At 60.7% G+C, this 21,795-nt stretch carries 1 protein-coding gene (running past one end of the window); it reads right to left on the reverse strand.

The window, feature by feature from the left end; all coding sequences use genetic code 11:
- Positions 1-21,792 carry the 5' portion of a glycine-rich domain-containing protein gene (locus GH984_RS11025; protein ID WP_153718980.1) on the reverse strand. It extends 13,557 nt beyond the left edge of the window, so only the first 21,792 of its 35,349 coding nucleotides appear in the window; its start codon is at positions 21,790-21,792; its stop codon lies beyond the left edge, outside the window.
- Positions 21,793-21,795: the final 3 nt, after the last annotated feature.

The following is a 21,795-nucleotide window of genomic DNA, read 5'->3' on the forward strand; positions in this document are numbered from 1 at the left end:
GTCAGAGAAGGTGATCGAACTGATGTGGTGCGCATCACCCGCGCGGGCGCTGCTGCCCGTGGCCGAATCGATCACCAGCGTCTCGCCCTCAACGAGCCCTGTCGTGTCCTCTTCACCGCTAATCGTGGTCAAATCAATGGCGGTGGCATTCACTGTGGCCGAGCCGTCGTAGGTCTTTTCGGCCTGAATGGCGAGCGCCCGGCGAGCAATATCCACCTGGTTGTCGCTAGAGCGGCCCGAGAGATCCGGCAGCTTGTAGTTGCTGGCCTTACCGCCGTTAGTGCCATCACTTAGCTGCATGGCGGTGACGTTGCGATTGCCAGCATTGGGGCTTGAGAGCGTGACGTCGGCCTGCTCAAGCGTCTGACTGTCAACCAGATTACCGAGGGTAATCGTTGCCGTGTTCTGGCCGTCGTAGACCTTGCTGGCGGAGAGCGTGAGCTCACGCGGAGTGATGCGGGCGTTACCCACAACATTCACGGCACTGGCCACCTGATTAGTTCCGGTGCTCAGGTTAGTGGGCATCAAGTCATAGACGCCCACATCCAGATGCTCGTCCGGCGTTGATGCGGTACGTGTACCCGCATCCGGGGCTTTATCTTCCGCGATATCAAACGAGAGCGTCTGCCCACCGACGCCGAAGTCAAACGTGTTGCCGCCCGCATCCGTCAGGCTGACGGAGTCCACGCTCGCATCAGCGACGCTGTCGACCGTGACCGTAGTATTCGTCCCATTGCCATCACCGATATCCGCGGAAGCCGCGGTGAAGTCTCCGTCGCCCGTGACATTGCTCAACTTCACCGTCGTCGTACTCGCACCGGTATCCTCGGTAACGTCAACGACCAAACCAGAGAGACTGCCCTGAGTGAGGGTGTCGCCCGACTTCACCCCGGTGCCTGTACCGTCGATCACCAGCGACTGGTTCACATACTCGGCGGTGACATCCGATGGCGTGTAATCCCGGGTGTCGCCGTAGATGAACTCCGGTGTGGTGTTGGTCGTCACCAGCAGCTCATTGGCTGGAACGATGGTGAACGTGCCTTTCTTCTCGGTCACGTTGTAGTTTCCAAGGTCCAGCGCGCCACTGGTTTGCGTGCTGTCGGTGTTCAGGTTCAGGTCATAGACGCCGACCTGATTGCCGGTGACCGCGCCATCCTCACTGCTGCCTTCATTAGCGCGATCCAGCGTCAGCGTACCGATTTCATGATGCGTGTTCTGCTGAAGATCAACAGACCCAGTCTCGGTACCGGGCACAAGGAAAGCCTTGCCCGCAGTAGTGCCATCAATGGTTACGGTCGCACCTCCTCCGTCGATATAGGTATCGCCGTCCTGCAGCACGACAATCGCCTCGCCTTCGGCAATGCCGGAGAGGGTGATGCCATTGAATCCATCCGGATCATCCGTCTCGATGGAGAACTTGGCGTCATTGTTCGCCTTGATCAGCAGATCGCGGGCGTTGACCGTAAGGGTTTTGCCGCTGGTATCGGCATTGATCTTGTAGCCGAGCGCCGACTCGCTCACTTCGTCCGCCACCAGGTCGTAGGTGCCGACGTCGAAATAGGCCGTGCCGTTAGCATCTGGAACAACCTCTGTGCCCGAGTCTTTCACCGTGATCGCGTCGCCCACACCTGGAATGGCCTGGGCCAGGCTGTCGCCATTTTGGGTGTTGCCATCGCGGAGTACCGATAGCGAGGGATTTTCACCGTAGGTGATGGTCTGGCTTTCCGCCGAGATCGAGATCTCCGGGCGCTCACGGAACACCGCGTAGATACCACCGCCCAGGCCGGCGCTGAAGCGCGTCGTCGTCTCATCACTGCCGTAGCGGAATCGGCTTGAGCCCCACTCGACCAGCCCGTCACCGGCGTCATCGCCTGACTCAACCAGGTTCTGGCTATCCCCGTCCGCGATGCTCAGCGCTCCGGTGTAGAGCGTGGCTCGGCCACCCTGGCCAATGGTGACGGCATTCGGTGCATCCGTGGCAGTAATCTGAATGTCGCCGCCGGTGTCATTATCCGGCCCCGGCACATTGTCGTCGTCAGAGATATCCACATCACTGCCGGCATTGAGCACAACAGCCGTCGCACTATCGCTGTCGGTGGCAATGGCCTCGGCAATAATCAGATCACCGGTCTTGGTGCTGATGTCGATTTCGCCGGTAGCGGTAATGCCTGTGGGGTTCACGTCACCGATGGTCAGCGCGCCATTATTGACAAAAGCGAGGCTGCGGAGCTTGTTCTCGGCCGAGCCGCCCGCAAGCGTGTCGACCACGTTACCGGTGTCATCCAGCGTGAAGTCACCCGTGCCGTAGAGCGCGAGCGTGGAGGCATCAATGGCCGCCGACTGATCCGCGCTGGTGCGCGCATGCAGGTGCAGCTGGTGGGCATCCTCACCAGCGCCCGCGTCGTTAATGGTCAGCGCGCCATCAATATCCAGCTCACCGGCGTAAACCGTGAGCGTGTTATCCAGGGTCAGCGCACTGTCAATCTCAATGGCCGCGGCCTTGCCGTCCTGGCCGAGTACCAGGCCGCCCTTGATCTCGCCGAAGGTGAACAGGCTGGTTTCAAGCGCATTGCTGCTGGTGGAGCTGCTATTGAAGTCCGCCGTCGCCGGCTGGATGCGCAGCTCGCCATCGCCAGAGAAACTGGCACTATCAGTCATGCTGTTCGGGTCATCATTGGCCAGAATCAGCGTGCCACCGGCGATTGTGGTTGCGCCAGTGTAGGTGTTATCGCCCGCGAGCGTCAGTGTGCCGCTGCCCTGCTGGGTGAACGTATTGCCCGCGCTGGCCGACTCGGTGATATTGCCGACGATCTCACTGTCGTTGCCGGTCAGATCCACAGTCAACGTGTAGTCGGTAAGGCTGATGCCCTCGGCGGTCAGATTGTCTGCCGTTAGGGTCGTATTAGCACCCAGCGTGATGTCGCCGCTGTAGGACTGATCCCCCCCGGTTGTGAGAATGTTCCCACCGTTAATGGCCACCGTGGCGCTGCCCTGGCTGCGCAGGGAGGCGGCGGTCACCGCACCGTCAAAGGTCACCGCACCCGTGCTGTCCAAGATGATGTTATTGAGCGCCTGGCTACCGCCGATAGCCTGATCAAAATTGATATCGCCACTGCCGGTCTGGACGGTCAGGGAGTGCGGACCACTGGTATCTGAATCAATCGTCTGATTGATATCCACGGTGCTGTCGGTGGTCTTCAGGACCACATCGCGCAGCAGCTCAACCTCGTTGTAAGACTGAGTGGTATCCGTGGTGACACTGGCGCCCAACGTCACCTTGCTGGCAGCGGTGGTATCCAGCTTGCCGCTTATCTGCGCGTTCTGCCCGTAATCCCCACCACCAATCTGCACCGTGCCGGTATTGTTCAGCGTGGTGTCGCTACCGATGTTGACGCTGCCGCCTTTGGTGGCATCGCTGGCGAGTGCAAGGTCGAAGTCCGTGTCAGCCGTCTTCAGCTCGGTAGCATTCACACCACCGCCGATGGTGATGTTGCCGGTTTGTGCGGCAAGCATCGTTATCTTGGCTTTGCCGTCACCCGTGTTCCACGCATTCAGATTTTGAACGGCCCCGGTGTATACACCATGCGGCTCATTACCCGTCGTGACGAAGAATCCATCGGAGGTCGCGACATCCGCGGCGTCAGCTAGTACAAAGCTGCCGCCGCCACCGCCGCCGCTGTCATCGCCATCGCTTTCAGTCAGGTTACCGCTGCCATCGCCGCCGCCACCGCCGGAGTAGCCGCCGCCACCACCGCCACCTTCGCTATCAGAACTCTCTCGTCCCTCACCGCCACCGCCGCCAAAGCCACCGGCATCAACATTCTGGTTACGCTGACCGCCCTGACCACCATTCAGCGCTGCCTGGCCACCTTCGCTATAGGTAGTTCCGTCCATTATATTATCGGCGCCGTCAGTCAGAAAACCGCCGCCACCGCCGCCGCCTTTGCCGCCGTTAGCGACTGCATCGCCACCATCGCCATCCGTGCCTCCAGCAATATTGCCCTCACCGGAACTCGACCCGGCGGTTCCGGTCTCGGCGTCTCGTCCATCCCGGTAATCCGCATGATCGTCATGATCACCGACACCACCGCCGCCACCGGCAATAACCAAAGGCTCTTCATCAGCATCACGCCAAATGAACGTGCCGCCACCGCCACCACTGCCCTCTCCGGTTGCAGAAGGCTTTTCACCGACAAGGATCTTCAACAGATCAGCGTAGTTCAGTGTTGAGACCGTGGCCTTGATGATCGCGCCTCGACCGGGCTCACCGGGCGATTCGCCATCACCGCCCTCGGCACCCCAGGCCTCAAGTCGATACGTCGTCTGGTAAGGAAGAGCGAAGTCTTCAATCTGCCCGGTGAAATTGAATGTCCAAACATCGCTTAAGTCACCAAACGTCCCAAGCTCAAAGCGATCGAGCGCCACCGTGCTACCCACACCACCGGCCACGTCGATCGTCTGATCGCCACTGAGCAGCACCAGGTCATTGGAATTGGCCTGGGCGCCGTCGATGTTGCCGGTGAAATCCATGGTGCCACCGGTGCTGCCGCTGCCCATGCTTGAGAGGGTGATGCTGTCGGCGGCGATGGTGACATCGCCGTTGTAGGTCTGTGTGTCCGAGGTGGTGATGGAATCACCCAGCGTCAGCGGGCCATGGGCGATGAAGGTGCCATCGGCGGTGAGCTCGGCATTGCTGGTGAGCTCGCCGGTGTTGCCGCTCTTGCCCAGCGTGATGCTGCTGAAATTATCCCCCGTGGCATCGACATTGATGGTGCTGGTCTCACCCAGGAAGTCGTCGCCCACCGACTCCACCACCAGGTTACCGCTACTCACCGCCGAGACGGTGTGGTCGTTGGCCTGGAGCGTGTCGGCCTGGAGGGTGATGTTGCCGGTTGCACTCGCCACATCAGTGCCATCGGCGCCGAGGACAATATTGCCGTCGCTGTCCGGGGCCAACCACAGGCCTTTGTAGTCGCGGTTGCCATCGGACCCACCGTCGGTGGCGTCGGTATCAATCAGCGTGATATCACCCGAAGCGGACAGCAGCTTGAGATCGGTGTTCTGGGCAACGATGCCGCGGGAGTCGCGGGAATCCTGCCCGCCGGTACCCGTGAGCGTGATGTTGCCACTGGTGGTCTGCAGCTGGCTGCCGTAGAACTGGATGCCCCAGGCATTGCTGCTGGTGATGCCGCTCTCGGTGGTATCACCGGTCACGGCGATGTTGCCCGTGGTCGTGAGCAGATCGGCGTTGATCACCTGAATGGCGCGGCGGACGTTCTGTCCCGACTTCGCCGTGGAGCTCAGTGTGATGTCACCGCCGTCGGCATCGATGGTGGTCGTCGCACCGCTGGTGCTCTCGCCAATACGCATCGCGTAGGTGTCGTTGCTGGCGTGGACGGTGTAATTCACATCCGCACCCTGCGTCGAGACGCTAAGCCCCGCGGCCTGGACGATCTCATTGGCCTGCAGGTCAATGCCCGTGCCCGTGGTGGCATCACTGCCCAGGTTGGCGTTGAGGTCGATGCTGCCGCCGAAAATCTCCACCGCGCCGGTGGCGATGTCGATGGCCGAGGCAACGGTGATCTCGGAGTCGCGGCCGGCAATGTCGTTATCGCCTGGCGTCTTGCCGATGCGCACGCCCGTGAGCTTGCTGCCAAAGGTCAGCCCACTGGTGGAGAAATTGCTGGTGAAGTCGCCTTCGGTCTCGGTGGGCTGAATCACCAGCCGGCCGCCGGTGGCACCACTGCCGCCGTTAAAGCCGCTGGTTTTCAGGTTGGGGCTATCGTCTTCAATGAAGAGTTCACCGGCCGAAATTGTGGTCTCGGCGGTGTAGTCAAGATGCTCGCCCTGCACCACCAGGCGGCCGCTGCCGTCTTTCTCTAGCCCATTCTCCGTTTCGATGTTGCCGAGAATCTCAGAGCCGGTGATGGTGTTGCCGCCGACATCGACCGTGTCATTGGCGTTGATGTCGTCATTGCGGATGATGACGTCATCACCGGTGACATCGCCTGCGATGACGACGTCATCTGCCGCGTCGACAGTGACCGACACGCCGGCTTTTTCGTATTTGAAGAGCACCGCGCCATCGCCGCCGGAGCCACCGCGCATGCTGACATCGGACCCATACCAGGTGTAGGCCTCGGAGCCGCCACCGCCGCCGCCAAAGCGCCCAATGCCACCGAAGGTGCCCGATGGCGCCGTTCCACCACCACTACCGCCACCACCAAAAGCCTCTGCCGGTCTGCTGCGGTCTACCCCGTTGTTCCTATAAGACTGTGCTATGCCTCCGCCTAACTTGTAGCTAATGCCGGCCAGTTCGATGGCCTCGCCCAATCCGTTGAATGACGAAATGCTGTTGGCGCCAAAGCCACCAACGCTAGCATAGCCCCCGCCATTGTAGCCACCAATGCCGCCGCCGCCGCCGCCGCCATAGCCATTTCTCGTGGTACCGCCACCGCCGCCATTGCGGCTGGACTCTGCGAGGATGACACCACCGCTGTTGCTCCACGTCGTGCCACCACCGGTGCCGCCATACTGCCAGTAGCTGCTGTTACCATTGCCTCCACGGCCACCCTCACCAACGGCAGAGGCACCGCTATAGTCAATTCGGCTGTCCCCGCCGTTATTGCCATTCCAATTGTTGACCCCTAGACCACCCTCACCAACGGTGTAACTGATGTCGCCTTGACCGGCGGTGGCATCGAGCTTCACATAGATCAAGCCACCGGCGCCGCCGCCAGCGCCAGAATCATTCTGCCCGCGGCCACCACCACCGGCGCCGCCACCGCCGATCACATAGGCCATGACCTCGGTAACCCCTGCGGGAATGGCCCAAGTGGCATTGCTCACCGGGCTGGTGAATGCCACGGCTTCAAAGCCGGTAATTACGCCCAGCAGATCACTTTGGAAAATGGCATCGCCACCGGCGATGAACTCCCCGTCATCGACGACGGTGACGACATCTTCATAGGTCTGATCGCCACTGGTCTCGATGGTGGCGGTGGAGCCGCTACCGCCGAGCGTGAGCAGACCTTCGGCCGTGAGGGAATCGATGGGCAAGGTGTCGCCAATGCTGCCCTCAAGCCGCAGCGGCCCCTGGTTATTGAAGGTGAGATCAGTCTCAGCATCGGCTGCCAGGCCGCTGGCTTCATTAATCGTGCCGGTGATGATCATCTCGCCACTGTTGCTGCCGATGGTCGCAATCTCTGTGGGCACCGTCAGCGTCAGATCGCTGTTGAGCTTGATGCTGCTGTCGTTGCCCAGATCAAACGTGAGCTTGAGATCACCGCTGCCCTGCGAAACCAGGTTGCCGTTAATGACCATGTCGCCTTCACTGGCGATGACGGTATCGGCATCGGTGAGTGTGATCTCGCCGTTGATATTGGCCGTGCTGCTGCCGCTGTGGGTGAGCGCGCCGCCATCGCCGATGCCATCACTATCGGTGTCCACGCCTTTACCCGTCAGCTCTAGATCGTTCTCGACGGTAAAGCCGTTGAGGTTGAGCTCGGCACCGATCCCAGTCAGGTCTCCATTGCTGCCCACCGCCGGATCAACTGCGACCGTCCCGGTGCCAAAGGCACCGCTGAGAATCGTCGTGCCGTCTGAGTCCATGGTGTTGTCGATACCGGCCTTGAGCGTGCCTTGTTTAACGGTCGTGCCGCCGGTATAGGTGTTGTCACCAGCGAGGGTGAGGGTGCCTGTGCCGCGCTTCTCGACATCGCCATCGCCAACAATCTTGCTGTCAACGGTAAAGGTATCCGTGCGGTTGGTGGCCAGGGTCGCGCCGCTTTCCACCGTGATCAGCGTGTCGGTATCCAAAGAGCCACTGGTGCCTGCATTACCAATCTGCAGCACGCCGTCCTTAATGGTGGTGTCGGCGGTATAGCTGCTATCCCCAGCCAGCTTGAGCGTGCCCGCGCCGTCTTTAATGAAATCGGTGTCCACATCGATGGCACCGCTGATAACGCCATTGCTGCCGCCGGTGTCAATATCGGCGGTACTCGCCTCGACATCGCCGTCGATGGTGACGTTGCCAGTTGCAGTGATATCAACCGTATCGCCGGCAGTGTCGCCGCCAATCTCAACATTACCGCCGGCGGCATTGACCGTGACATCTCCACCGGCAATGGCGTACTGCAAGACTAAAGCGCCACCGCCGCCATCACCGCCCGACATTGACTGTGTGTAGCCGCCAGCGCCGCCGCCACCGCCGCCAAAGCGCCCGTCACCGCCATTGCCGCCGTACCAGCTGCCGCCACCGCCACCGCTGCCAAACCCGGTTGCGTTGCTTCCGTGGCTACGGTTGCCGCTTGAGCTGTTGGAGCCCTGCCCAGCGCCTTCGCCGATTGTCGCGAGACTCGGGTTGGCCAGTTCAATGGCCGCATTCAGGTTGACGATTACCGACTCGTCAAGATTACCGACCGCGCCATCGCCACCATAGGAGTTGATGTTGTCATTTGCTGCAGTGCCACCGATGGCGCCACCACCACCACCACCATCATCGCCAGCAGAGCCCTGCCCGGAGCCGCCCTGGATGACGGTGCCGCCCGTGCCGCTACCGCCAGCGCTGTTTGTGCTGTTGTTATGAAGCCCACCTGTACCGCCGTAGGCTTTAATCGTGGTCGCAGGGTCATACTCAACCGCGGTGACCTGACCGCCAAAACCGTTACGGGCGCCACTATAGGTATAGCCGCCTTTCCCGATATAAAACGTGATCGTCCCGCCGGCGCTGACATCCCAGTCGTTGTACACAACGCCGCCAGCACCACCGCCACCCGCTGCGGTGCCGTCGCTTCCGGATACACTGCCGCCTGCACCACCACCACCAATGGCCCAAAGCTCAAGTGAGGTCAGGCCCACCGGGATAGACCAGCTTCCCGAGCTTCCAGCAGACGTAAAGAGCTCGGCGGTATTTGCGGAAAGCGGAGCCGTAAGCCCACCGTTGAAGATGACGTCACCGCTACTCGCAGTGAAGACCGCGCCCGATCCAGCGGCGATGTTGACATCCCCGTTATTGGTCACGCCGTAGGTCTGCGCGCCATCCGTGGTGATGTCGGCGGCCACCGTGGCCGCGCCATTGACGGTGAGCGCATCGATGGCCATGAGGCCATCACCGTTGGCCTGAGAGCCAATGCCGCCCAGCAGTTGCACGGTGCCGGCATTATCGATCGTCAATGCCGAGCCGCTGGCACTTGCCGCCTCAGAAATTGTGCCCTCAAGGATCAGATCACCGGTGTTTGCCGTATCGCCCACTTTGCTGCTGACGATGGTGGTGTCCACCGACAGCTGCAGGTTGTCTTTCAGCGTTACATCGCCGGCATTATCAAAGGTTAGCGTGAGGCTGCTGCCGCCACTTGGGGGGTTGAATGCCCCCTCCAGGGTCAGATCACCGTTGCTCTTTATGATGGTGCTGGCGCCAGCAATGGTGACATCGCCTGTGACGGTCGCGGCACTAGTTCCACTGTGGCTGAGGGCACCGCCATTCACACCGCTGCCGGCAAGGCTCAGATCATTGCCCACGCTAAATCCGTTGAGATCAAGCTCGGCACCGTCCTCTACGGTGACAAGGCCGGTACCAAAGGCGCCACTCTGGAGCACGTCCGAGTTATCCAGCGTGCTGCTGATGCCGGCTTTGAGCACGCCGGCCGCGACCGTGGTACTGCCCGTGTAGTCGTTATCGCCTGAGAAGGTAATGGTGCCGCCGGCTGAGTCGATTTTCACCGATCCGGGTGTCGTGACCGAGCCGGCATCGGTGATCTGGCCTTCAAGCGTGTAGGCATCATCACGGCTAATGGCAAGCGTTGCGCTGTCGCCCAGGTTGATCAGCTCACTGCTAATCGAGCCACTCGAGCCGCCATTGCCGATCTGCAGCGTGCCGGCATCGATATTGGTCTGGGAGGTAAAGCTATCTGGATCATCCGGCGTCTCATGCGCAAGATCGCCTTCGAGGATCAGCGCACCCGCACCCTCCTTGGTGAAGATGCCCTTGGTGGGGTCTTCATGCACCGTGACATCACCGCCAATGCGCGAGTCATTAGCGGTATCGCCAGTATCGATGGTGACCGAGTCACCGGCCGCCTCACCGGCGATATCCACAACGCCGCTGGGCGCCTCGATGTTGAGGGCGTGACCGGCAATCTCGTAGTTAACTACAGCGGCGCTTCGACCGCCGCGGCCGCCGAACTCGGTATGAGTGTTATACCAGCCAGTGGCTGCGCCACCACCGCCGCCCCACAGGGCACTGCCGCCAAAGCCGCCCCAATAAGCCGCACCGCCGCCACCATTACCAAACGTGCTTGCCGTATCACCATGGCCATTGCCGTAATTATAGGTTGTGCGGTTACCCTTGCCTTCGTCTGGGTCACCATAACTACCATTGAAGCCAGCGAACTCAAGCGCGGCTTTAAGGCTGCGGCCGCCCAAAAGAACATCGGCGGCCACACCGCCATCGCCGCCAAAATGCCAACTGCCCGTACCCTCGACACCGGCATCCACATCGCCAATCGCGCCGCCAGCGCCACCGCCGTGGCTAGAACTGCCACTGCCACGGCCGCCCTCGACGGTTTCACCGCCCGAACCGCCGCCACCGTCTACCCAGTCCGTGTTTTCGTATTTTCCGCCTTTTCCACCGTGGGCGATGATGACGATGTCTTGCGTGTCATCGTTGTAGGTTGCCTTCGCATCACCGCCATCCTGGCCATTTGCGTTGTTATTGCCATAGCGGCCGTTTCTGCCCAAATCAAACTCGAGCACACCGCCATTGGTGGTATCAAACTGTTTATAGGTGACCCCACCGGCGCCGCCGCCACCACCGGTGACGTTACTGCTATTGCGAATCGTGGCACCGCCACCACCCGCGCCAATCACCCAAACGTGCAAATCCTCAATACCTTCGGGGATTGCGAAGGTGGCGCTGGTGTCAGTGAAATTGTAATCACCCTCAAAAAATGCACCGGTCATTGTCGTCAACGGCGCTTTCACCGAACCGTGGAAGGTGACATCGCCGGTGTTCGAGAGGAAGGTGACATCCTGCGACTGCGTGGTGACGTCTTTGCCGTAGTCGTCTGCGCTGTTGCCTTTGTAGTTGACAAAATCGACGCCTGAGGCGTGGGCGGCGCCAAAGGTGCTATCGCCTTCACTGGTGACATGGCCACCCACCGTGGCCGCGCCCAACACCGTCAACTCGCTGACGGCGTTCAGGCCATCGGTACCATCATCCTGTGAGCCCACACCGCCCAGCAGTTTGACCTCGCCCAGGTTGTCGATGGTCAGCGAACGCAGCGTGCTCGCCGAGGAAACATTGCCGCTGAGGATCAGGGCCCCGGTGTCGTCGCCCGACTCGGTGGTCGCCGTCTGGATGACGGTGTTTTTGGTCAGCGACAGGGTATCGGCAATGGTGATGTCGCCGGAATTATCAAATGTCAGGGTGAGCGTATCGCCCGAAGCCGTGGGCATGTTGAACGCACCGGTCAGCTCCATGTCGCCCAGACTCTTAATAACCGTGCCTTCGCCGGAGAGCGTGACATCACCGCGAATGGTAGCTTTGTCACTGCCGGTGTGGTTCAGGGCGCCGCCGTTCACACCGATACCGGTCAGATCCAGATCGTTGCCAATGGAGTAGCCGTTAAGATCAAGCTCCGCGCCATCGCTGACGGTGATCAGGCCTGTGCCAAAGGCACCGCCAGTGAGGGTGTTCGACCCATCCGTGGTCATGTCGCTGCCGGCTTTGAGGATGCCAGCGCTAACGGTGGTGTCTCCAGTGTAGGTGCTGCTACCGCTGAGCGTGAGCGTGCTGCCGCCTGCCTTGATCAAATCACCAGCGCCATCTATATCGCCGCTGATGGTGAATTCACCGGTACGCTCCGTGCGCAGGGTGGCACCACTGGCGATGGTGATCTTGTCACTGGCAATGCTACCCGCATCAACGCCGGTGCCAATCTGCAGCGTGCCGGCATCGATCTGCGTGGTGGAGACCTCGTTGTCCGCGTCTCCATTCGTCTGGTGCGCCAGATCGGTCTCGATGGTGAGCTTGCCGCTGCCCTGCTTGGTAAAGCCACCGCCGACTACGGCCGAGTCTTCATGCACCGTCACGGCGTTGACCACGGAATCCTGCTCGGCCCCGATCGTTACCGAATCACCCGTTACCTCACCGCTGACATTGACCGCGCCATCGGCGGTAACCGCCACCGCATCGCCTGCCAGTTCGTACTGAAAGACGACAACGCCATCGCCGCCATTGCGGCCATAGCCCTGATCAACCCGCCAACTACCGTACCAATAAAACTCCTCGCTGGCTCCGCCACCACCGCCGCCGCCATGGTTACCGCGCCCCCCATCGCCGCCGAGGTAGCCAGCACCACCGCCGCCGCCGCCAAAAACCTTATAGCTTGTGGCCGACCCGCCGTGAGAACGGCGGTTGCTGCTGTTGGTGGAAGCCGGCGTCTCCTGCTTGCCCAGCTCATCCGTCTCACCCGCGCGTTCCAGAGCGGCGGCTAAGCCATGGAAGTCTGCAATACTGTTCGCGCCTTCGCCGCCCCAGCTGGCGCTATATCCGCCATTCCGGTCGCCGATGCCGCCGCCACCGCCGCCACCCCAATGACTAGACGACCGACCGCCCTCGCCGCCTTCTATACCGTGGTCAGCCGTACCGCTAAAGCCACCACCCGCTGTGAAGTAACCATTCGGCCGACCTCCGGTACCGCCAAGGGCTTTCATATCACCGTCAGAAAATTCGATGGTCGTCGTGCCACCGTTACTGGCATTGTATGTGGAGCCGGATCCGCCCCTTGCAACAGAATAGGCAATGGTTGTTTCATCGTTGGCGATGGTGTAATCCCGGTACGCCATTCCGCCGGCACCGCCGCCTGAGCCAGCGCCCCCGTTGGTGGGACCACCACCGCCGCCGCCACCACCACCACCAATGGCCCAGGCTTCGACTTCTGTAACTCCGGTTGGGATGACCCAATCATCGCTCTCACCGCCGGCAACAAAGATCTCTGCCTGCGGTGCCGTCAGCCGGCCGTACAGATTGCCATCGAACGTGATATTGCCACCATTGCCTGATGTGGTCTCAAACGCCACATCACCGAGGGTGGCCACATCCGCTTTGTAATGCTGGTCGCCATCGGTGCGGAGGGTCATGCCGCTGAGAGCACCGACATAGAGATCGCCAGCCGCGGTGACCAGCTGATCACTGTCGTCGTATTCACCACCGGCCGTGAGGCTGTCGATGGCGCGGGTGGCGCCGATGTCACCCAGCAACTGCAGGTCGCCGGTGTGCTGGAAGGTCAGCGCCGTGCCAGCGGCATCAACGCCACTGCTCGCCTCATCAATCGTACCGGTGAGAATAAGATCCCCGTCACCACTGATAATGGTGGTGGGCACCGTCAGCTCGAGGGCGCTGTTGAGCGTCACGCTGTCATTCGAGCCGATGGCAAATTCCAGCGTGAGGTCGCTAACGCCCGTTGGGGGTGTCAGGTTGCCATCCAGCACCAGGTCACCCTGACTTTCGATAACGGTATCCGGATCAGCGATGGTGATATCGCCGGTGAGCGTGGCGGTCTCGCTGCCGCTGTGCGTGAGCGCGCCGCCATCGCCGGTGCCATCGTCATCGGTGTCAACACCGCGGCCAGAGAGGTTGAGGTCATTCCCTACTGTGAAGCCATTAAGATCCAGCTCAGCGCCGGTTTCAACGGTGATCAACCCGCTACCAAACGCACTGTCATCGCCGGCTTTCAGGCGACCGGCCTCAAGCGTGGTGCCGCCGGTGTAGGTGTTCACCCCAGAGAGCGTAATGTTCGCGCCATCGGAATCGATAACCACAGAACCGCCAGTGGACTGGCCGGCACTGGCATCCTGAATCACGCTGTCCAGGTCATAATCGTCGCTGCGGTTGATCGCCAGCGTGGCGCTGTCACCGATATCGATATTATCGCTGTTGATTGCACCGGTGGTGCCGCCATCACCAATTTGCAGTGTGCCGGCCTCAACATGGGTATCGGCGGTGAAAGTGTTGTCGGCCGTCAGCTTGAGCGTGCCCGCGCCCTGCTTGGTCAGGCCGTTGGCGCCGCTATCATCGCTAAGATCAATGTCACCGGTGACCACCGATCCATCGGTCAGACCGCCGTCATTGGCAGTACTAATGGTGACGTCTTTAGCGGAGATATCCCCGTTAACCTGCACGGCACCGCCTGCCGCGTTGATGGCCACACTTCGGCCCGGCGCGGTGTAGCGAACCACAACCGCGCCCTGACCGCCGGCACCCCCGACATGATCGCTGGCCGAGTGGGCAGACGCACCACCGCCACCGCCGCCGTAGTAGCCATCGCCACCGCTGCCACCATAGGCACTGGCACCACCACCGCCACTGCCAAAGCCGGTGGCGTTCATACCGTCAGAATAATTGTAAGACGTGCTGCGGCTGCCACCGCCATACCCGGCGCCGCGGTTTAGATTGCCACCCGGCAGGAGATCCAGGGCAGCAAAAAGCCCATCCACATCTCGGCTGGTGGCGCCGTGACCGCCGGAACTGCCACCCCAACCGCCGGCGTTACCACCAATCGCGCTGCCGCCGTAGCCGCCGTAGTCGCCGCTCCAATTGTTGGCACGGCCACCGGTGTCGCCGCCGTCACCACCGTCATAGCCACCGCCGACCAGAGTTTGATTAGTGTTGAACAACCCGCCCGGGCCACCAAACGCGGTCATGGTGTCACTATCGAGCGTTACAGTGGTGTCTTCGCCATCACCGCCGTCATTCGCGCCCTGGCTTGGCACACCGCCTGCGCCAATGACGAAGTCAAACTGAGCTGCCGAAAGGCTGGTATAGGTCTTGTAAACCACACCACCGGCGGCGCCGCCACCACCCATGGTGTAACGTTCCTGGCCCACGCTGCCGCCGGCACCACCAGCGCCCACGGCCCAGATCTTGACCTCGTCAACGCCATCAGGCGTCGTCCAGGTGCTCGCACCCAGAGTGTCAAAAAATTGCGCTGCATCCCGCGCGCGCAGCGCAGTCAGGTTATCGTTGAAGACGATATTGCCGGTGTTGGCGGTAAAGGTGACATCCCGATCACCCAGCGTAACGGCTTTCTGGTAAGTCTGATCACCCTCGGTGGTGACATCACCAATGATGGTGGCCACGCCCTTGATGGTGAGGGCTTCGAGGGCATTCACATCCCCGGCCAGGTCAACACCACCGCTGTTATCAATGGTCAGCTCAGCCGTTGCATTGTCCGCCTCGGAGAGATCCCCCGCCAGGATCAGGTCGCCCGTGCTGCTCTCAATCGTGGTGTTTTGAGCCAGCGCGAGATCGTCACTGAGGGTGACGTCCCCGTCATTGTCGAACGTCAGCGTGAGGTCATCGCCACCGCTTGGGGCGGTGAAACCACCTGATAACAGAAGATCACCCACGCTCTTGATGATGGTCTTTTCGGATGTCGTGGGCGCCACAATCGTGACGTCTCCGGTCACCTCCGCCGTCCCACTGCCGGTGTGGTTAAGCGCACCGCCGTTCACCCCTGAGCCCGACAGCGAGAGGTTGTTACCCAGCGTCTTGCCGTTCAAATCGAGCTCGGCGCCGTCTTCAACGGTGACCAGCCCGGTGCCCAGTCCATTGTTGCTGCCGGCTTTGAGCACGCCGGCCGTAACCGTGGTGCCGCCGCTGTAGTCACTATCGCCAGAAAGCGTGATATCAGCGCCAGTGGAGTCGATGACCACTTGGCCACCCGTGCTCGGCGTGCCCGCCGCATCGGTGATATCCCCGGACAGCGTGTAGCTATCCGAGCGGCGGATATCAAGCGTCGCCTCATCACCAATCTTAATGCTGTCGCTGCCAAGCGCACCCGTGGTGCCGCCGTCACCGATCTGCAGCGTGCCGGCGTTGATGTTCGTATCTGCGCTGAAGCTGTTGTCGCCAGTGAGCTTGAGCGTGCCGCCGCCTTGCTTGGTCAGGCCGCTGCCGCTGTCTGAGAGATCGACCCTACCGGTGACCTGAGAGCTGTTACCGTCGGCCTCAATCGTGACATCGCGGGCGCTGAGATCACCGTCGACCTGCACATTACCGCTGGGGGCGTTGATCGACACGCCTTGCGCCGTGATCTCGTACTGCAGCACAACCGAGCCGCGGCCGCCGGCACCGCTAGTCATAGCTCGGCTGTTAGAAGACGCGCCACCACCGCCACCACCATAGGCGCCGCGGCCGCCGTTACCGTCTGGGTTAGAGCCACTACCCTGACCTGCACCACCACCACCACTACCAAAACCAGTGGCGTTACCACCGTCTTTGTAGTAGCTATAGTATAAACCAGAGGCGCCACCACCAGTACCTACCGCAGGTAGATCGCTATCCGCTAGTTCCAGAGCCGCTTTCAGGCCACTGACGTCCTGGCTGGCCGCGCCCGAATCTCCCGAACTATTGGTTCTCTCTTGAGCGTCGACGCCGCCAATTGCGCCACCACCGCCTCCTGGACGCCAATCACCAGCGGCATTGCCGCTGCCACCATCAACTGTGGTGCCGCCCTGCCCGCTGCCACCTGCGCCGCCATCAAAGGTGTTGTGACCGCCACCTTTTCCGCCTTCTGCAATAATGGTCACTTCAGCGTAAGTAACCGTGGAGTCTTTGCCATCGTTACCCGTTCGTCCGCCATAAACAGCATGCGCGCCCGCACCTGCAACGTAATCAATCGTCCCTCCGTCGGTATCGAAAGTAATATACGTAACGCCTCCAGCACCACCGCCAGCGCCGCCATTACCATTAGACGCCCCCCCGCCTGAACCACCGCCGCCGATGGCCCAGGCCTTGACTTCATCCACTCCGGCGGGGATCACCCAGCTGCCGCTTGTTCCTGACGTTGCATTACTGCCGGCAAAGAATTCGGCGTAGTCTTTGGTATCCACCGGCGCGGTCAAGTCACCCTTGAAAACCACATCACCGCTGTTGGCAGTAAAGCTGGCGTCCACGCCGCCGACGCTGACATCGTCGTAGTAGGTCTGCGTGTCGCCCGTGGTGATATTGGCCGCCAGCGATACCCCACCATGAATGGTGAGCGACCCGCTAAGGTTAAGATCATTGCTGATATTGACCTTGGCGGTGTTGCTGGCCTTGCCAATCGTCAGTGCCGAGAGGGTGTCGTACTTACCGGCCTCGAGGATGAATTGCGAATCAAAGCTGTCGGCTTTGGACTCAATGGTGAGCATGCCGGTGCCCTGGAAATCGCCGGTGGTAACCGTGCCGCTGTCCTGCAGGATCGTCAGTGATCCATCATCGAGGGTCATCGTGCCGGTGTGCGTGATGGCACCGCTAAGGGTAATCGCCTCATCACCGTATTTAATGAAATCACCGCCGCCGGCGATGTTTGCAGTGACCTCGTAGTCTGTACCGGCTGTCTGATTGTCACGATGCAATTCCAGCGTCGCCCCGGCATCAACCGTGATGGACTCGCTGGCGATCGCACCATCGTTGTTGGTTGCGCCGATCTTAAGGGTGCCGGCCTCGACGTGAACGGCGTCCACAGCACTGCGTGCACCAGCCGCCCCAATGGCATCAAGGCTCAAGGTCCCGTCGCCCTGCTTCGTCAAGCCGCCGGCAAGGCTAACATCACCGGTGATCTCTGAACCCGAACCGCTGTTATTGACTGTGATCTCGTCAACGGTAACGTCACCGCCGATGGTGACATCGCCAGCGGCGGCGTTCAGAACCGCAGCACCGCCAGAGACCTCATAGTTGAGAACAATGACGCCTTCACCACCGATACCACCGAGCTGGGGCTGCGTAACACCACCGCTGCCACCGCCACCGCCGCCACCGAAGCGGCCACGTCCACCATAGCCGCCATACCCATTGGCACCGCCGCCGCCGCCACCAAAGCCTTGCGCGAATTCGCCGTGGCCGTAACCATTGGTTTGTGACGAACCCTGGCCACCCGACCCATCACCGATCTGCCAAGTACTATTGTTGCCGTTGGCATAGAAACCGGCATTGGTTAGCGCGCTCTCCAAGCCAAGCATGTCTTTGCTATCGGCGCCCTGGCCACCCGTGCCTGTCCAGCCGCCCATAAAACCACGGTTGCCACCGACAGCGCCGCCGCCCCCACCGGCATAGTAGCTCCAAGCCCGACCACCATCGCCGCCTTCAACAAAATCATCAGCACCAGAGGCGCCGCCACCGGGAACCCAGCTACTTGAATTATAAAAACCGCCTCGCCCGCCTTCGGCAATCACCACATGGCCATCATAAGTGGCTGTGGTATCACCGCCGTCTGTGCCGGTGCCGGGCCCTTGAGGGCGGTTAGCGATTTCGGCAATGGACAGTGCAATCGCCCCACCAGCCGTTACATCGAATACTTTATAGGCCAACCCACCGGCACCACCGCCACCACCACTCGTCGAGCGGTCATTATTGATCGTGGCACCACTACCCCCACCACCAATCAACCAAACCTGTACTTCATCAACGGCCTCCGGGATTAGCCAGTTTTCGTTGGTAGCTTGATTGAAAACGCCGGCAAACCACTCACCCGTGAGATAAGGCAGCGGCGCGGTCAGATCACCGCTGATCACGATATCGCCGGCGGTGGAGGTCAAGCTGCGCTTAGCGCGATCGAGGTTGACAGTGGCGTTGTAGGTCTGTGTGTCAGCGGTGGTGATATCCGCTGCCACGCTGATGTTTTGACTGGTGCCGGTATCGACGGTGAGCGTGCCCTGCGTGCTGATATCGGCGTTAATGCCCACCGCGCCACTGGCGCTGTTAAGGGTAAAGGCTTTGCCATCGCCCTGACCGGTGAGCGCCGCATCGATGGTGATGTCACCCTGGCTGGTCAGCGTCAGCGCCCCGGCAATATCAATATTGGCGTTGATCAGAATATCGCCATCGGCATCCAGCGTGAGGTTACCGGGGGTAACCGGGGGCTCAGGCTCGGCCTCAGGCTCGGCCTCAGGCTCGTCACCCGCCATCACAATGGCGGAGGCCACCGTGATATCTCCGCTGCCAGACTCGCCCGTCAGCCCCAGCCCTGCCTGGCTCTGATCTGAATTGGTGTCCAGCGTGACGTCGGTGCCACCCTCCAGCAAGGTGACGATATCGGTGGCTGCCGCCGCATCAATGGTGAAGTCGTAGGGGTCAAACAACCACTCGCCGGCCTCGCCGCCCCTAGAGGCTGCCGAGCCTCGTACGCCATCGGTGTTTAGTGTGGCGCCGGAGGTTTCGATCTGCCCACCATCACCGCCGTTGAGGCCGCCCTTGGCGTAGATCGTGCCGTGCACGGCGGTAATGGAATCAGGGTTGGAGACGGCTGACCAGAGCACCACCGTGCCGCCGTCACCCTTATCGGTGGCACTGGCATTAATAGTAGCGCCAGACTGCATGGTAACCGTGGTGGCCTCGGTCATAGCATTGGGGCTATCCAGCACGCGACGCTCTTCATTGGCACCACCCTGCCAGTCACCGCCCACCAGCACCTCACCACCGCCTGTGGCGCCGGTGGCGTCTACCTCGGCGGTAGACTCAAGCTCAATGTTGTCGCCTTCGATTTTAACCCGGCCGCCCTTGCCGTCAGACGAGGAAACATCAATATGGCCAGCCAGCTGAATGCTGTTTGCGCGCAACGACACCTCACCGCCGAGGGTATCGGAGCTAACATCCACCTCGCCGGCTAGGCGGATGTCTGGGCGCATCATCACGAATTGCTCTAGGTCTGGCAGGGCAGCGGCATCGGTCTGTGCCGCGTCATCTGCCTTGGCGGATGGTCGCGACTCGGTAATCATCTCTACGGAGCCTGATGCTGCCTGCGAGCCCACGCTGGTGTCGATGCTAACTGAGGAGGCGATATTGATCAGCGGCCGGTCGTCTCCGTTGTCGGCCGGGGCGCTCGGCTTGCTAGCGGGTTCAGGCTCAGGTTCAGGCTCAGGTTCCGGCTCAGGCTCATCTGCTGATGAATCCGCCTCAGCCGTGTTTTCTTCCGAAGAGTCGGCAGTTGTTACCGTGCCTTCACTGTTATCGCTGTCATTGCTGTCGCTGCTGTCATCCGCCGAGTCTGCTGAACCCTCCTCCGAGTCACTATCAGCACTTTCGGCCTCAGAAGTTTCCTCCTCACTCTCCTGCGTCTCATCACTCACCGCTTCCGTGTCACCGCCGTCATCACTGTCATCGCTGTCATCGGCTCCATTGCCGGCTGCACGAAAGCTTGTAAACCCGCCGTTGGTAATAAAGCTCACACCCGAGGCAATGTCGATGCGACCATCAGCATCCAGCACCACATTAAGCGCACCCGAGGTGCTTTCAATTTTAGCGCCAGATTGGAAGGTAATATCGCCCGAGCCCGTGGTGCGAAGCGTGAGGGTGGCATCACCCCCCTCTGATTTGGTTAGCACCACGCCACCACCCCACACCATATCGCCCGCAACCAAGTTGGTTACGTTTGTGCCGGTGTTGAGCGTATCGGCAAAGCCATCTGCCACGCTTTGCGTGATTAAAGAGAACTCAGGGTCAAGCAGCCACAAGCCTGCTTCACCCTGCGGTGCATTGGCTCTCACCACCGCGCCTTCGGTAATGAGCTTATGTCCAGAGGTTTCAATTAAGCCGCCATCGCCGCCTGATGGCCCGCCGCGGGCCAGTAGCGTGCCTCGCACATTGGTTACCGATGCGGAGTTATCAATATCGCTCCACAGCACAAGGGTGCCGCCATCGCCACTGCCAGTGGCGCTGGCATCAATTTTTGCGCCCGCCGCCATATCAAGGGTGATGGCTTCGTGCAGGGCATCGGGGTCATCAAACACACGGTACTCGTCATGATCACCGCCCTGCCAATCACCACCAATCAGTACATCACCACCGCCCGTGGCGCCCGTGGCATCTACATGAGTATTGCTACCCAGCTTAATATGATCGGCCTCGGCAGTAATTAGCCCGCCTTTGCCGCTTTGGCTAGCCACATTTAATGTGCCATCAATATTCAGCTGGCCGTCAGATTTCAGAACAATCCGCCCGCCCTCAGCGCTTAAGCCAGAGGCCTCGATTGCGCCGGTGTGGTTAACTACGCCGCGGGTAAGTTCATCCATACCCTGCGCGGTCATTACCACCGCGCCATCGGCCACTTGAATCACACCCCCATTATCGATGGCTGCATCTAGCGCGCCTTTATCGACCTTAAAGCTGACGAGGCCGGTATCGCCCAGCGTTAGTTCAACCGCTTCAGCAGCCGCCATTGCTACGCTGCCGCTAGGGGCCTCAATAGTGCCTCGATGTTCTATGGTGGGAGCCACCAGCGCCAAATAACCGCCTTCGGCGATGTTAATTTCACCCTCAGCAACAATGCCCGCCCCAGAGCCGCCGGCAAAGCGCATACGATTAGCAAGGAAATCGGCATCAGCAATATCAAGTGTAGAGGCAACTAAGCTGCTAGCATCAACCCGGCTACCGCTCGCAAAATGAATGCCTGCCTGGTTAATTAAGGCCACTTGGCCATTGGCGCTTAGCGAACCAAAGATCTGGCTCGGACGCCCACCCACAACTCGGTTTAACGCCGCACTATCAACACCGGGCTGCACAAATTCAACATGCGCATCGCGCCCAATAGAGAAATCTTGCCACTCGGTAATTAGCCGATCGCTGCCCTGCGTAATGGTCATGACCTGACCATTGCGCTGAATCGTGGCATTACCCGCTGTTACCCGCTCTCCGCCCGGCAGCGTTTCTGGCGCAGGCGCCGCCTTAGTCCACTGACTGGCAAAACCCACGGCGGCAACGGTACCCGATACCATCGCAATGCGTGCGGCTTTATGGAGAGCGGTTATCGGCATAAT

Source organism: Spiribacter salilacus (genome assembly GCF_009649225.1).
Lineage (GTDB): Bacteria > Pseudomonadota > Gammaproteobacteria > Nitrococcales > Nitrococcaceae > Spiribacter > Spiribacter salilacus.